Raw genomic sequence first — 14,893 nt, forward strand, 5'->3', positions numbered from 1 at the left:
GAGTAATCTGAACGACTTAAAATTAACCAGACTTATAAGGAAAACGGTGAATTAGCAATGGGGTATTAGATTATGAAGTAAAAAGAAACTTACTGGTTGTTCACATTATGGAGGAGTAAAGGAAAACTAACTATCCACTTACCCAGTTTGCCGATTTCAGGAAAATCATTAACGCATCTTCGGATTTTAACAAAGTTGTTTTAGTGCTTGAAAAAAAATCGTAATCATCAGTGACCAGTATCATACTACTGCACTATAGCCGAAAAAATTAAGAAGAGCTCATTTTGTAAACTCACGCCCTTGTCTTCATTGTACCACTTTTGTAATGCGATTTTTTTTTGCTCCATTTCAACATGTTCTTCAAGCAACCGATTGTATAAGAGTTGGCACTCCGCTGGTCTTGATCCCCAAACAGCAAGGTCATTATTTTCATGATCAGCAATGATCAATTTGGGAATGGTTTTTTTGCCATTGGTAAGGTAAAGATCAATCAAGAACGGCGTGGTATCTCTTAATTGATAATCTATCCTTATCAAGGGGTTCAATTCAGATAACCTATGTATAAACGGTAAAGAATGAGCGGCGTCACCACACCAAGGTTCGGTTACGATCGTCCAAAATTGCGCTTTTTTTATGCTTTGTATTACGGCTGCTAACTTATCATTCAATATACCAACCTTTAACCATCTTTGCTGCCGCGACCAATTTAACCTTGTGTAATTGAGGTATGCAGGATCCTGATAAGGAGACGGGGGATTAGGATCGTCTAAAATACTTTGAAAGATCTGCTGATAAGCTAAAAAGTCCATCGATTACGCTGTTTATTGTTAAAAAAGAAGCAAAGTCTGTTTTTCAACCGGCTTTAACAGAATTGGTAATTTACAAATGATTAATTTAAAACAAGTCAGATTTTCACCATTAATGTCATAGTTGAATTCGGTACTTATTACCTACCTATATCTAAACAATCAGTTCACCCTTAGCCGCCCTTAAACCAAGATCCCGCTTGGCAAGGGCAGTAGCCATGGATGCGTGCTCCTGATCCCTCTATGCAAACTGCCTGTAAGGGCTGGTGTAACTATCCAACGGAAAAGCGATCAAAATCAATCCATTCGCGCGGGTTATTTAATTAGAAACTGGTCATACTTACTTTGAGTCGTCTCCAAAACATTCCTATAAAACATAACGCGCATTCACTTTTTTCATTTTCAATATTCACGTTCATTCTATTCATTAACCTCTCCAATCTTATAACTATCAGCATTATGACTTAAATTAGAATTGCATAACCTAATCTCCCTACCATCCAATTATCCTAATGACTTCAAACCAAAGTCCTCCTTCACACTTCTATACCCTTGATTCTATCAGGGGCATTGCAGCTATAATAGTTATTTTAAATCATTGGGAGTTCTTTTATTATACTAACGATACCTGGGTACACAATGGTTTTGATAAAACGGCGCTTCCGTTCTATCCTTACCTGTCGGCCATTTATAACAATGGTGTGGCAGCGGTTGATATGTTCTTCCTCCTTTCCGGATTCATTTTCTTCTGGCTGTATGCTGAGCGAATTGCCAAGGGAAAAATAAATTTCCGTAAGTTCATAGTTTTCCGGATCAGCAGGCTCTACCCTATCCACCTGGTTACTTTATTATCAGTGGCGGGGCTTCAATGGCTCATGTTCAAAAATACCGGTCATTACTTTATTATTCTGTATAATGACAGTTACCATTTTATATTGAATCTCCTTTTTATGCAAAATTGGGGATTTGAGAAAGGCGCGTCTTTTAACGGGCCATCATGGTCGGCTTCTGTGGAAGTATTTCTTTATTTTATATTCTTTATTATCTGCTACCTGAAATTGCAGAACAAAAAATGGTTGCTGTTCCTCCTCATCCCTGTGGGTGTATTTTTGCAATATTATTATACCCTCATCGGGAAAGGGATGTACTCCTTTTTTTTAGGCGCACTTGTTTACTATCTCTATGTTTGGATGCTTAAAGAAAACAGAATCAAAAAATACCTGCCGGCTCTTATTACCTTTACCGTTTTACTTTGGGTCTTGATGTTTGCAGAATATCAATTATCCTATATCCGGGATATATGGATGAAGCAGTATCCACATATATTCCACAACAGCCACCCCGAATCAGCATTAAAAGTTTTTGACCTCGGTAAGAACTTCGTTTTCCGAACCTTCGTATCCCCCTCTACCATTCTCTCCCTTGCCCTGTGGGAAACCAACAAGGGCATGCTTAATAAGAAATGGGCGCTACTTGGTAATTGCAGTTACGCCATGTACTTAATTCATTTTTCATTACAGATCGTATTTGTACTTATAGCTGATGCTTTTCATATCAACCGCCTGGCATTCCACTCGCCAATTTCTTTACTTATTTTTTTCCTGATTCTGTTGCCCCTGAGTATAGGTGCCTACAACCATTTCGAGTTACCCGCCCAACAAAAACTCAGGGACAGATTCGGCAAAACCAAGAGTTCCGATGCTGGCATAGCCGAGGTTAAAGTACCAACATAACAGATCTGTGACGAGGAGCCTTTTCCCGCCCGTGTTAAAGAATATAACAAATGGCAACCGACGGGGTTCCTGCATTCACACAGCATTTTAACATAATACGACATGAAAAATTAATCACTTAATATGGGATTGAAATTTAGCTTACCACTGATCCTGGTGTTGATAATAGTTATGGGATGCTCAAGCACCCGTAAACTCACTTATTTTAATGACATTGCAGCGGCTACCGGGGCCGATTCCCTTCACCGCATGCAGCAGCTGAAAATACAGCCTGGCGATATCCTGCAAATCATTATCACCACGCCTGACAAAGATGTATCACAGATCTATAACTCCAACGTTGTTTCCAACTCTGCTTCCGGTAGCGGCATCGAACAGGGATATCTGGTAGACAGTGTAGGCTATGTAGCATTACCGGTGATCGGGAAAATAAATGTAAAGGGTAAAACTACCACGGCCATTAATGATCTGGTATCACAAGAACTGGACAAAACAGCCCGTAACACTTACGTATCCACACGGCTGGTAAATTTCAGGATATCGGTTCTGGGTGATGTGGCCCACCCGGGTTCCTTCCGTATAGGAGCAGAAAGGGCCTCTATACTGGATGCGCTGAGCATGGCAGGCGATCTCAACCTCACCGCCAAACGGAACGATATCATGATCATCCGGGAAATCAATGGCATTAAAACGTATGGATTTGTAAACCTGAACGACAGCAAAACACTTTCCTCTCCTTATTATTATCTCAGCAATAATGATGTAATATATGTAAAACCCGGTCCGGGCAGTAAGTTCGCCACCTCCAAAATAATACAGCTCATGCCGGCTATCATAGGCGTGATATCACTTATTACCACAATTGTGATTTTAAATAGATAATCAGCGTTATGAATCAGCAAAAAACAACAGACAATAAGAACTCCCTAATAGATCTGAATGACCTTTTCCAGAAGATAATGTTTCACTGGCCCTTATATTTTTTGGTACTGATTGTAATGATATCCGGCGCCATGCTTTACCTGAAATATAAGAAACCGATGTATCTGTCGAGCGCTAAATTATACCTTAAAGACGAAAAAAAAGGCGGCGGAGATGAAATGGATGCACTCAAATCACTCTCACTTTTCAATAGTGGTAAAAATATTGAAAATGAAATAGAGATACTGAAATCACCTATACTGGTAGAAAAAGTAATCGCGGCCAATAGTTTTAACATCCGGTATTATATAAAAGGAACTGTAAAAAATGAAGAAATCTATAACCGTCCGCCGCTTACCATGCGTGTGCTAAGCGACAGCACCAAAGCAGGTAACTATATTTTTGATGTAACCAGGGAAAAAGATTTGCTGAAGATAAGACAGGTAAACGCTACCACCGATATCAGCCCGCAATTGACCGTAAAGCCGGGCCAGCCATTCACTGTAGCGAAAGATAAATTCGTGATCAGCTCACCTGCTACTACCGATCCGGCAAATACATTCAGGATCCAGGTGGATTCAGTGGCGGAGTATGCTAATGAAAAAATAGAAGAAATAGGCGCCTCCCTTGTTAATCGCGATGCTACAATAATACTCGTTAGCTATCAGGATCCAGTGCCTGAAAGGTCCGCCAATTTCCTCAACGCATTGCTGGACGCTTATAACGAATATTCCCTGGACAATAAGAACAGGACTGCCTTCAAAACAATTAATTTCCTGACCGTCCGGATCGATTCATTAAAAGAAGAACTTGGGCTGCTGGAAAAACAGGAAGAAAATTTTAAAATCCAGAGAGGTATCACAGATATTGATGCCAGCTCCAAATTGGCGCTGGACCAGGTAAAGGAAGCAGATGCCAGGCTCAGTGAAGCCAACATGCAACTTTCAGCTCTTGACCAGGTAGAAAAATATATCAGCAATCCGTCTAACGATTATCCCTTTGCTCCTGTAATTGGCAATATTGATCAGACACTGACTTCTATGATCAACCGATATGAGGAAGCACTCAAGGAAAAGAGACGATTGTCGCTCTCCCTCAAGCCTACCAGCGAGATCTTGAAAAATGTGGAGTCGCAGATTAATGATACCCGGAAAACCATCAGCGACTATATCGCCGGGTACAGACGGAACGCAGGTGTGGTACAAAAAGAAACACAACGTAAAGTAAACCAGATACAAGGTAAAATAGCCAATATACCTACCTATGCAAAAGAATATATCAATATTAAAAGACAGCAGGGTGTAAAAGAAGACCTGTATCTATACCTGTTAAAAAAGAAGGAAGAAGCATCGGTTGCCTATGCCAGCAATGTGGTAGACAATAAAGTGATTGCTCCGGCCTTTGTACCTGACAAACCTATCTCTCCGAAAAAACCTATTGTATTCATCGGCTTTATAGCTCTCGGTCTCATACTCACCAGTGCCTATATCTATTTTAAATATTTCTTAAATGCCAGCGTACTCAGTAAAAAAGAGATCGAGCAAGTATTCGATCTCCCTGTAGTCGCTGAAATCTATCAGCAGGATGAAGGAGCAAATAATCTGTCGCTCCAGAATAGATCGGTATTGGTGGAACAGGTATTCAACATGCGTACAAACCTAAAATTTCTGCTTACGGGAATTTCAGGTACACCCACCATCCTGTTCACTTCCAGTATTTCGGGAGAAGGAAAAACATTCTTATCGGTCCACCTGGGGAATTCCTTAACAATGGGCGATAAAAAAGTGCTATTGCTTGAGTTGGACCTCCGAAAACCAAAACTTTCACACTTTTTTGGGATGGATCATAACATTGGCGTCACCAATTATATCATGGGCAATAAAACCGTAGAAGAGATCATTAAAAAAGTACCAGGTACAGAAGGACTTTACCTCGTTTCTTCCGGAGCTATTCCTCCAAACCCCATAGAACTGATTGAGGGAGAACGCATGGCAGATCTGCTGAACCATTTGAAAAACCAGTTCGACTATGTTATCATTGATATGTCACCTATTGGTATCGTATCAGATGCTCAAAGTATTTCAAATTACGTGGACTGCGCCCTGTTCGTGGTACGGTACAATTTCACCCTCAAGTCTAAACTGCAACCTGTAGCAGAAAACCTTAGAAAAGGGTTCTTTAAAAAAATGGGGATCGTTTTCAACGGTATAGAGCAGGATACCTTCTACCCGTATTACTATTACGATCACTACTCATACACAGAAGATAAGCAACATAAGCATACATGGTCATCATTGGTTAAAAAAATAAAACAGCGCATTGTATAAACTATTTGAAAATAGCGGTTGGCTCTTGATTGATAAGCTCAGTAAACTTTTCCCGGGCATTATCATCATGGCTCTTATTGGCCGTCACCTGGGTCCAGAAGAATTCGGGATCTGGAATTATGCGCTGGCACTCACCACTATTATAGGGAGTGTGGCCATACTGGGGATGGACAAGCTTGCTGTAAAAGAAATCATCAATAATGAGCAAAGACAGGGAACTATTGTGACAACTGTTATTTTAATGAGAATTGGTGCTGGCATGATCTGTATGGCCATCAGCATAAGCATTGTGTTGTTATCCAGGCAACATCAGCAGATCTATTTATACTGTACCATTTTTTCAGCGCTGATCATTATCCTGCAATCCTTTGATGTACTGGATTATTTCTACCAGGCAAAAAACGATGTAAAAAGAGTGATCATTCCAAAAGTGGCTGTTTTCATTACTTTCTGCGTTGTAAAGCTTGTCATTATATTTCTTAAGGGCACGCTGATGGCCTTTCTATGGATATCCACCATAGAATTGCTTGTGACCTATGTGATAATAATGGCAGTATTCGGTTATCATAATGCCGCGGATTTCACTTTGCGCATTGATTGGTCGCTGGCCAAAACACTGCTGGCGCAAAGCTGGCCACTGATGCTCTCAAACCTGGTGGTAGTACTGTTTATGAAGATAGACCTGGTACTATTGGATGCACTTTCCAGCGCCGCAGAACTGGGCAAGTATGTTGGCGCCGCACGCATTTCTGAATTATGGTACGCCATCCCTACGGTGATATCTGTAGCAATACTCCCGAGCCTCATTCAAAAGAAAAAGATCAGCCGCAACGCTTATCTATTAACACTGGAAAAATGGCTCCGGCTGTCGTTTTGGCTAAGCGCTGCTATTGCTATACTGGTTACATCCACTGCACACCTCATTATTCCGTTCCTTTATGGCAAAGGCTACACGGCCGCTTCCTGGATGCTGATGATCCATATATGGGCAGGTATTCCCGTTTTCCTGAGCATCGTTATAGTGCAATATCTTTTTGTGGAAGGAGAATATAAAATCTACCTATATGGCAACCTGGCTGGCCTGATGGCTAATGTGTGTATTAATTTCTTCCTGATACCTGCCTATGGTGGTATTGGCGCAGCCATTGCCACGGTAGCTGCTTACGCTACTGTGTATGGTACGCTGCTCCTGCTCGACAAAAGCGGCCAGGGATACCTGCTCACAAAAAAAATGTTCCACCCAGCCCTGGCACTTGCAGATATAAAACAGGCACATAACAGCCTGAGGGATTTTACCAGCAATCTGTTTAGTATCAATCAAAACATTACATGAAATGAGCGGCATTAAAAATAGAGCATTAAAATTAGTCACTTCTTTATTTCCCCGACTTAGTTACGGGGTGCGTGCTTACAGCTCAGAGGGGGAAGATCTCATCCTAAAAAGGATTTTTGATAAAAAACAAAATGGCGTTTATATAGATGTAGGGGCCCATCACCCCTTCCGCGTATCCAATACTTACCTCCTTTACAAGCAGAACTGGACCGGCATCAACATTGACCCTATGCCGGGCTCAAAGGCGCTATTTGATAAACACCGGCCCAAAGATACTAACCTGGAAATAGGCGTATCTGTAGCAAAACAGCAACTCACCTATTCCATATTTAATGAAACAGCTTTAAATACTTTCTCTCCTGAAAAAGTAAAAGAATATACGCAGGACACCAAATACAGAGTGATCGCGGAAAAGAAGATCGACACCTGGCCGCTGGCAGATATTCTGGATAAATACCTTGCAAAAGATGTGGTAATTGACTTTCTCACTATCGACGCCGAAGGGCTTGATCTGGAAGTACTGCGATCCAACAATTGGGATAAATACAGACCAACATATGTACTGGTGGAATCGCCCCCGTCAGAGGTATTCCAGGCAGACAGCAGTGAATTATACCAATTTATGAAACAGATAGGATATGGCATGTTCGCCAAAACCTATTACACTTATTTCTTTAAAAACATGAACACATAAAATGTCTGGAAACAAGTTATATGTACAATATGGCAGTGGCCCTTTTTCAGCACCCGCTGGCTGGAAAAACTACGACTCGTCGCCAACCCTCAGGATTCAAAAGATTCCCCTGATCGGGAAATTATTGAAACCGGTTATGCATGTGTCCTTCCATCCCGATGTATTGCAGGGCGATATACTGAAAGGACTTCCTGGTATAAAGGAAAATTCCTGCGATGGCATCTACTGTTCGCATGTGCTGGAACACCTGGCTTATAACGACTGCCTCCTGGCGCTCAGGAATACCTTTCACATCCTGAAGCCCGGAGGTTATTTCCGGTGTGTGGTGCCCGACTTGGCCAGCGCAGCCAAAAGATATATCGCGCAACTCTCAAACAATGACCCGAAGGCTAATACCGCTTTTATGGAAGAAACACTACTGGGAAAAGAAGAAAGGATCAGGGGATTTAAACAAATGATAGCCATGACCCTGGGTAACCGGGAACATCTGTACATGTGGGATCAACTTTCTTTAACCCATCAGCTGGAAGCCGCGGGATTTAAAGATATAAGGAATTGTGCATTTAATGACAGCCCTGATACCATGTTTAAACTGGTAGAAGAAGAAATCAGATTTAATAACGCCGTTGCATTGGAGGCAACCAAATAATGTTACACACGCCGATCTTATTACTTGTATTTAACCGTCCTGAACAGGCATTACTGGTATTTGAGCAGATCAGACTTCAACAGCCGGAACAGCTGTTTATTGCCGCTGATGGCCCTCGGCTCGGCCAGGCCGGAGAGGAGGCGATGTGTGACGCTACCAGAGCAGCGGTGTTAAATGGCATTGACTGGCCTTGTAAAATAGAAACACTATTTCGGTCCCATAACCTGGGTTGCGGCAAAGCAGTAAGTACTGCGATCGATTGGTTCTTTAGCCAGGTAGAAGAAGGTATTATACTGGAAGATGATTGCGTACCGGATCTCACTTTCTTCCCCTTCTGTACAGCCATGCTGACGCAATACCGGCTAAACCAAAACATTATGCATATTAACGGGGGCAATTACCAGTTTGGCACTCAGCGAGGGAATGCCTCCTATTATTTTTCCCGTTACGCACATGTATGGGGATGGGCAACCTGGCGACGCGCCTGGCAGTATTACGATTTCACTCTTGACAGGTACCGGCATGTTTCCAGGCAAGGCCTCAACACTTTCTTGCAATCAGAGCTACAATCCATATACAACGCCCAGGTAGATACCTGGGACATCCAGTGGTTTATGACTGTGTGGTTCAATAAAGGATGGGTAATTACCCCCAATGTTAGTCTTGTTAAAAACATTGGTTATGGCAAAAAGGCTACCCATACCCGTTCCGTTCCCCGGTGGTTCAACAAAATACAATACGGCAAAATAACAGAGATCAGGCACCCTGACGAAATCAACATTGATGAAGAAGCAGACAGATATACCATTAACACAGTGTTTAACCCTGGCAGCTTGTCCATTGGGCTTAAAAAAATAGTGAAAAACAATACGCTGCTATACAATATGTACAAACGCATCTCCAGATAAGTAAATTAATATGGAAGTAGGATACAGTGATCTTCAAAGCAGTAATCTATTCGTGGAATGTTTCAGGGAAAGCATGCCCCTGGTTATTGCCGCGATACTGCTGTATCTTTACTATAACAAGCGGATCTCTATTATAGATACACTGCTTTACGCCTTTGCATCAGAAGCCTATACCATACTTGTCATCGGGCCTACTTTTACTGCTACTTTTTTTGTTGGCATTTTCATCCTCGTTGAACAGGCGCATCGGTTCTTTACCGGCAAGCAATACATCAGGAAGGAATATTTTTTTCTGCTGATATTACCCCTGCTCTCGAATATTGTAGTATTCCTGATCACACAATTCTACAAAGATCCTTTCAGTTATCCCGGTGGCAGGCTATACGCTTTTTATACAAAGCCCATCTATTTTTATCTGAAAACTTACCTGCCTTTTTTTGCTATTGGCGCCAGGATAGTGCAAGAACGAGAAGAACTTTCATTTGAAAAATTCGCGGGCAGCATGAAAAAAATTGCGTTTATATCCTGTGGTATTGCCTTTATCCAGATTGCCGTACAACTCATTTTCCATAATGTGCAACTTAGTGAATTTCTGGGGCTGCAAAGCCGTTACCTGCTACAGGAGATCAATGGCCCACTGGGACTGCGGGTGCAAGCGTTGTTTGGGGAGCCTAAAGTTTTCAGCGCCTTTCTTTCCTTAACCATTCCCTTGTTTATAAAAGACCGGAACTATAAGGCGGCGACATTAATGTTTATTATGGGTGTCCTTACATCGTCACAAACCTTCTGGATCAATATTCTGGCTGGTGGCCTTCTGTTCCTGTGTTTCCCAAAATTGATGCCGGTAAGATTGAAAATAATCGGCACCCTGGCCATGATCGTTGGTATTTTCCTTATGATCACAGCATCCAAAGAGTACATCCTGAAACAATATATGGCTAACCGCAATCAGCCCATATATCGGCTTCTGCTTGAAAGATCAGCATACCGCTATGATTACGGCGAAGTATGGGGTAAGAGTAATATCATTCTCGGAATTCCACTGCAGAGAGATATGGAACTACCGGTGGTAGATTTCCTGCGGGATGAACCCTATCTTCTTATATCTGGTTATGGAGCTGGAAACAGCACATTCATTCCCGCGGGTTATTTTTTCGGGCAAGCTACTTATCAAAACCTGGTGGCCGGTGTTGGCGGTCATAACCTCAACATGCGCTGGTTCTTTATCCTGGCAGAATTCGGGGCTGTTTCCCTGGTTTTCTTTTTCCTGATACTTACCAGAACGGGTAAGGGAACCTCGCCATTTCAGCGTAGCTACCTGGGGTATGTGGCTGTTTGCTTCTTTTTTAGCCAGATAGATCTTTTTTTGATAATAGTGGCATTACTCTGTGCATATAATAACGGACCAATAAACGAAAAGAGACATGAACAAAGTAAGTAATATTCGCTGGTGGATTCAATTCCGGATGTCTTGGGATTATGAAAAACTAATCGCATTGATAAAAAACGTGGTACGAATCTATTATATGTCCGGCAACCCAGTAATGTCACATGTGGATCTAATGACAATATGATGATGCAGGTATTTTTAGATAATATTGTATTCTCTATTCAGAAAGCCGGCGGTGTATCTGCTTACTGGTACGAGCTGTTGTCTGGTATGTGCAACAGTGACCTGTCAGTTGGCATTTTAAACGCACGGCCGCAATCAGACAATATCTTCGAAAAGAAAATAGATTATAACGATTTCCATTGTATCCGGGAGAGCTGGATTCCTTGTAAATATCTCCGGTACCTGCCACTGCGCTATCCCCTTCCAGCCGGTGCAGTTTTTCACGGAGGATACCTGCGCGTGTCTCCTCAAAAAAATATCCTGAACATTCTTACAGTGCATGACTTTGCGCACGAGCGGAAGTTAGCCTCAAAGTTTCCGCGGGGACTGGCTAATACCATGCAAAAAGCATATGGTATACAGCGGGCCGACGGCATTATATGTATATCAGACAGCACCCGGAAAGAGCTGCTTCACTTTTTTCCAACCATTAACCCTGCAAAGGTAAAAGTGATTTATCATGGCATTGGCAATTTCTACCAGATTAACAAACAGCAACCAGTCAGCTGTTCGCTGGATATTGACCTTGAAGAAAAATTCATCCTGTATGTAGGCGCACGCAGGAACTATAAGAATTTTTCCATGGCGGTAAAAACGATGGAGCTGCTTCCTCCTTCCTTCCACTTGGTAGTGATAGGTGGAGAGCCCTGGAATAAAGAAGAAATAAGTATGATGAAAGAAAAAATAGCTGGACGCTATCATATTTTCCCAACAATAAATCAGGCAGATCTCAATATATTATATAATTATGCTTTCTGCCTTCTCTATACTTCTGCTTATGAGGGTTTTGGACTGCCTCCGGGAGAAGCAATGAAAGCCGGATGCCCGGTGGTTACTACCGGCATGACATCTATACCTGAAGTAGTAGGCAACGCCGGGCTGATGGCCGAAAAGCCAGATCCATTGCTATTTGCTGAGAAGATCAGTTCCCTGGAAAATGAAACATTCAAACAACAGTTGATTGCCCGTGGCCTGAAACAGGTCCAACAATTTACATGGGATAAAAGTGTGCTCGAAACAATTGATTTTTATAAAGATTGCTGGAATTTCAAATTTACGACATGAGTATTATTTTCAAAATAGCGGACGCTGTAAAAGTATTCCTGGCCTCAGGCAGAGGCCTCAAATCGCTGCTGGAAAAGGGAGCTTCCGTAGCTTCTACCCGGATATTGCATAATTGCAGGCATTACATCCCGGCATTAGGCACTATTATAGATGCAGGTGCCAACCAGGGCCAGTTTGCAGTGGCCGCCAGTCACTTCTATCCTGGTGCACTTATCCATTCCTTTGAGCCCCTTCCTGAAGTGTTTCCCATTTTACAACGCAATACATGCAGGCTAAGCAGTATCAGCACTTACAATATGGCCCTGGGCAACTCCACCGGAACGCTTGAATTTTACAGCAATGCTTACTCCCATGCCAGCTCGGCCCTACATGTATCTGCCCTGCAAAAAGACATCCTCCCGAAAACAATCACATCACACCGGATAGAAATACCCGTACAGCGATTGGATGACCTGCGCAACGAGCTGTCCTTTATTTCACCAGTATTGTTGAAACTTGACGTACAGGGATTTGAGAAGGAAGTATTGAAAGGCGCGGTAGATAGTTTGCAGCAAATTGATTACCTGTTATTTGAAACCTCTTTTGTCCAAATGTATGAGGGTGAACCACTTTTTGATGAAATGCACCATTTCGTGAAAAAACTGGGATTTGAATTCATTGCTCCGGTAGGTCTCCTTCAATCGGAAGGATTACAATTCTTGCAAATGGATCTTTTATATAAAAGAAAAAAAGAATGAAAATTGTAATTAATGATCACTCCGGACAGCACTTCCTGGCCACTGATGAATATGGTGGTCAAGAGAAATAAAAATGCTTAGGACTGACGGGGCTGTTTCAACGCCACAATATTCTGGAAAGAAAATATTTCATAAGTGGTGCTTTTGTACGGCCCCAGCGCCTTTAATCCGTCTGGCAACAGTCGGTAAAAATCGTAACCAGGTAATATATCAACAATATCCTTGAAAAAGGTTCTAGAGATGATATTCATTTCATTGAACTCTACCTGTATTACTTCTGCCATTCCGTCGGCGATAGTTTGCCTGGCCCCTTTGAGCACACTTAGTTCATGACCTTCGGTATCGATCTTTAATAAAGCTATCTTTGAAATACCATGTTCCACTACAAATTCATCAATAGTGGTAAGGGCAATAGCCACTTCCTCGGCTTTCCCCTTATGAAGATGCTCTATTACACCTTTATACATACTGGCATGTTCTGATCCGCCATCACCCTGATAGTCGTAAATCGCAGCCACACTACTCTCTTCCCCTGCTCCCTCTGGCACTGCTATGAAATTGTATGCCGATGCTGCCTCGCTTAATTTACGGAAAGCTACCGGATGCGGCTCAAACGCAAAGATAGGTAGAGTAAGCCCATTCTTTCTCAGCATCACCGAGTAGTTTCCTATATTGGCACCAACATCCATAATCACGCCGGAATCAAGCTTCCTCCCGGCCTTCAAAAATTTAATGAACGCCTTTTCTCCAGATACAGTATCGTTCTCATAATTTTTCATTCCCAACCCAAACAAACTCAGCTTATACAACAAAAGGTTCACAGGATAAAAAATCCGCCGTACAAACAGGAATACATACACTCTTTTAACAGACTTTCCGAGGGTATTCATATTTTATTAAATATTGGTTATAATCAGGCTACTGGTGCAATACTGTACTGTTGTAATTTAATGATATTTTACCTGGTAAACGTATCCACCTTATTCATTTCTTATTTGTGCATTTTAGGATCTTATGCTTAACCACAAATTTAAAGCTTAGAATCCGGCAACACAATGGTATCGTATAACTTAAAAAATTTTGATCTATTTTGATATTTCGGAGACCATAATTTCCATTTTCCTACAGATTTTGTATGTATTTATGTCCAGTTCACGCCCCACAGAACTTGAGTATCAGTAGATCTCATAATGCAGTTTTAGATTTTTAACTTTGATGATATGAAATGGATCACCCGAGAACACCCTAAGATCGACCGTATTGCCTGTCCATGGCTGATCAAACGGTTTATTGATCCGGAAGGTGAGATTATTTATGTGCCATTAAACCAAGTACTGATCAAAGCGACAGAATTGGATGCAATTCCCTTTGATATACCAGGTGTGGAGTATAGCCATTATGAAGATCAGTGTTCATTTGACTACTTTCTGAAAAAGCATCGCTTAAAAGATGATGCGTTATTCCGGATTGCAGCCATCGTACGGGGAGCGGATACCGATCGCTTTGATTTTGCCCCCCAGGCTGCTGGTTTATCCGCCATATTTTTAGGATTGGCACAAAACATCCAGGACGATCATGAATTGCTGGAACTTGGTATGAAAATATATGATGGCTTATATACCTGGGCAAAGTATCTATATCAACAAAAGCATACACAGGAACCCGTGGGACAGCTCTGGCTGGAACTATTCAATAAGTTCCTTGAGCAAAAAGGCTCTAAAAAGATACCGAAATGGGCAAAGGAGATCAGGGAAATGATCCAGGATCAGATCGATACTAATATGAGCTTAAGTTTACAGCAGGTATCCGAAGAACTGGAGATCAACCCAGCTTACCTTTCAAGGGAGTTTTCCAAATATTTTGAAAATCTTTCCTTCGGGGATTACATCAGAAAAATGCGGATCGAAAAAGCCATGGCCTTGATGGAAACTACCGATTATTCTTTATCAGAAATCGCCTACCTGACTGGTTTTTCTGACCAAAGCCATTTTAACCGAATTTTCAAGAAACAAATGAGCATGAAAGCGTCCGACTACAAAAAAAATCTGGCTAAAAAGTAAAGCGGGTTCTATTCAGGTAAAATCCGTTCTATTTTGGAGTTTGAAATT

At 41.8% G+C, this 14,893-nt stretch carries 13 protein-coding genes; 11 read left to right on the forward strand and 2 right to left on the reverse strand.

The genetic code is table 11. The features are described from left to right. Window positions 1–245: 245 nt before the first annotated feature. Window positions 246–809, reverse strand: a complete 564-nt coding sequence (locus ACNURT_RS17155) for a thioredoxin family protein (RefSeq protein ID WP_419698747.1) — start codon at window positions 807–809, stop codon at window positions 246–248. Between the two features lie 509 nt (window positions 810–1,318). On the opposite strand from ACNURT_RS17155, the gene ACNURT_RS17160 reads away from it, so the two are divergent. The 10 genes from ACNURT_RS17160 (at window position 1,319) to ACNURT_RS17205 (ending at window position 12,785) form a co-directional block, all read left to right on the forward strand. Continuing rightward, window positions 1,319–2,539 (forward strand): acyltransferase family protein, encoded by a 1,221-nt coding sequence (locus ACNURT_RS17160; protein WP_419698748.1) that lies wholly within the window; start codon window positions 1,319–1,321, stop codon window positions 2,537–2,539. A 123-nt stretch (window positions 2,540–2,662) separates the two neighbouring features. Next, entirely contained in the window at window positions 2,663–3,421 is a 759-nt protein-coding gene (locus tag ACNURT_RS17165; RefSeq protein ID WP_419698749.1) for a polysaccharide biosynthesis/export family protein, read from the forward strand. Between the two features lie 8 nt (window positions 3,422–3,429). Continuing rightward, a complete protein-coding gene (locus ACNURT_RS17170) occupies window positions 3,430–5,787 on the forward strand; it encodes a GumC family protein (RefSeq protein WP_419698750.1) in 2,358 nt (785 codons plus the stop codon). Then, window positions 5,780–7,120 (forward strand): flippase, encoded by a 1,341-nt coding sequence (locus tag ACNURT_RS17175; protein WP_419698751.1) that lies wholly within the window; start codon window positions 5,780–5,782, stop codon window positions 7,118–7,120. The genes ACNURT_RS17170 and ACNURT_RS17175 overlap by 8 nt, the downstream gene beginning before the upstream one ends. 1 nt (window position 7,121) lies before the next feature. Further along, window positions 7,122–7,814, forward strand: coding sequence for an FkbM family methyltransferase (locus ACNURT_RS17180; protein ID WP_419698752.1), 693 nt, complete (start codon window positions 7,122–7,124; stop codon window positions 7,812–7,814). A 1-nt stretch (window position 7,815) separates the two neighbouring features. Then, complete coding sequence (locus ACNURT_RS17185; RefSeq protein WP_419698753.1) at window positions 7,816–8,463, forward strand: class I SAM-dependent methyltransferase; 648 nt, start codon at window positions 7,816–7,818, stop codon at window positions 8,461–8,463. Further along, window positions 8,463–9,371, forward strand: a complete 909-nt coding sequence (locus ACNURT_RS17190; RefSeq protein WP_419698754.1) for a nucleotide-diphospho-sugar transferase — start codon at window positions 8,463–8,465, stop codon at window positions 9,369–9,371. The genes ACNURT_RS17185 and ACNURT_RS17190 overlap by 1 nt, the downstream gene beginning before the upstream one ends. 10 nt (window positions 9,372–9,381) lie before the next feature. Continuing rightward, the gene (locus tag ACNURT_RS17195) at window positions 9,382–10,812 is read left to right on the forward strand and encodes a hypothetical protein (RefSeq protein ID WP_419698755.1); all 1,431 of its coding nucleotides are present in this window, start codon (window positions 9,382–9,384) and stop codon (window positions 10,810–10,812) included. A 129-nt stretch (window positions 10,813–10,941) separates the two neighbouring features. Next, a complete protein-coding gene (locus ACNURT_RS17200) occupies window positions 10,942–12,048 on the forward strand; it encodes a glycosyltransferase family 4 protein (RefSeq protein ID WP_419698756.1) in 1,107 nt (368 codons plus the stop codon). Further along, the gene (locus ACNURT_RS17205) at window positions 12,045–12,785 is read left to right on the forward strand and encodes an FkbM family methyltransferase (RefSeq protein WP_419698757.1); all 741 of its coding nucleotides are present in this window, start codon (window positions 12,045–12,047) and stop codon (window positions 12,783–12,785) included. The genes ACNURT_RS17200 and ACNURT_RS17205 overlap by 4 nt, the downstream gene beginning before the upstream one ends. A gap of 77 nt (window positions 12,786–12,862) precedes the next feature. Here ACNURT_RS17205 and ACNURT_RS17210 read toward each other — a convergent pair whose 3' ends face one another. Beyond that, window positions 12,863–13,675: an FkbM family methyltransferase gene (locus ACNURT_RS17210; RefSeq protein ID WP_419698758.1), complete on the reverse strand. Its 813-nt coding sequence runs from the start codon at window positions 13,673–13,675 to the stop codon at window positions 12,863–12,865. A gap of 330 nt (window positions 13,676–14,005) precedes the next feature. Between ACNURT_RS17210 and ACNURT_RS17215 the strand changes: the two genes are divergently transcribed. Continuing rightward, window positions 14,006–14,845, forward strand: a complete 840-nt coding sequence (locus tag ACNURT_RS17215; protein WP_419698759.1) for a chromate resistance protein ChrB domain-containing protein — start codon at window positions 14,006–14,008, stop codon at window positions 14,843–14,845. The last annotated feature ends 48 nt before the right edge of the window (window positions 14,846–14,893 follow it).

Origin of the sequence: Mucilaginibacter sp. NFX135 (assembly GCF_048565145.1) — a bacterium.
Lineage (GTDB): Bacteria > Bacteroidota > Bacteroidia > Sphingobacteriales > Sphingobacteriaceae > Mucilaginibacter.

Excerpts from the sequence above, each read along its gene's own strand:
- ACNURT_RS17170 (WP_419698750.1), top strand. The coding sequence starts at position 3,430 with ATGAATCAGCAAAAAACAACAGACAATAAGAACTCCCTAATAGATCTG.
- ACNURT_RS17195 (WP_419698755.1), top strand. The coding sequence starts at position 9,382 with ATGGAAGTAGGATACAGTGATCTTCAAAGCAGTAATCTATTCGTGGAA.
- ACNURT_RS17155 (WP_419698747.1), bottom strand. The coding sequence starts at position 809 with ATGGACTTTTTAGCTTATCAGCAGATCTTTCAAAGTATTTTAGACGAT.
- ACNURT_RS17210 (WP_419698758.1), bottom strand. The coding sequence starts at position 13,675 with ATGAATACCCTCGGAAAGTCTGTTAAAAGAGTGTATGTATTCCTGTTT.
- ACNURT_RS17200 (WP_419698756.1), top strand. The coding sequence starts at position 10,942 with ATGATGATGCAGGTATTTTTAGATAATATTGTATTCTCTATTCAGAAA.
- ACNURT_RS17205 (WP_419698757.1), top strand. The coding sequence starts at position 12,045 with ATGAGTATTATTTTCAAAATAGCGGACGCTGTAAAAGTATTCCTGGCC.
- ACNURT_RS17160 (WP_419698748.1), top strand. The coding sequence starts at position 1,319 with ATGACTTCAAACCAAAGTCCTCCTTCACACTTCTATACCCTTGATTCT.
- ACNURT_RS17215 (WP_419698759.1), top strand. The coding sequence starts at position 14,006 with ATGAAATGGATCACCCGAGAACACCCTAAGATCGACCGTATTGCCTGT.
- ACNURT_RS17180 (WP_419698752.1), top strand. The coding sequence starts at position 7,122 with ATGAGCGGCATTAAAAATAGAGCATTAAAATTAGTCACTTCTTTATTT.
- ACNURT_RS17185 (WP_419698753.1), top strand. The coding sequence starts at position 7,816 with ATGTCTGGAAACAAGTTATATGTACAATATGGCAGTGGCCCTTTTTCA.
- ACNURT_RS17165 (WP_419698749.1), top strand. The coding sequence starts at position 2,663 with ATGGGATTGAAATTTAGCTTACCACTGATCCTGGTGTTGATAATAGTT.
- ACNURT_RS17190 (WP_419698754.1), top strand. The coding sequence starts at position 8,463 with ATGTTACACACGCCGATCTTATTACTTGTATTTAACCGTCCTGAACAG.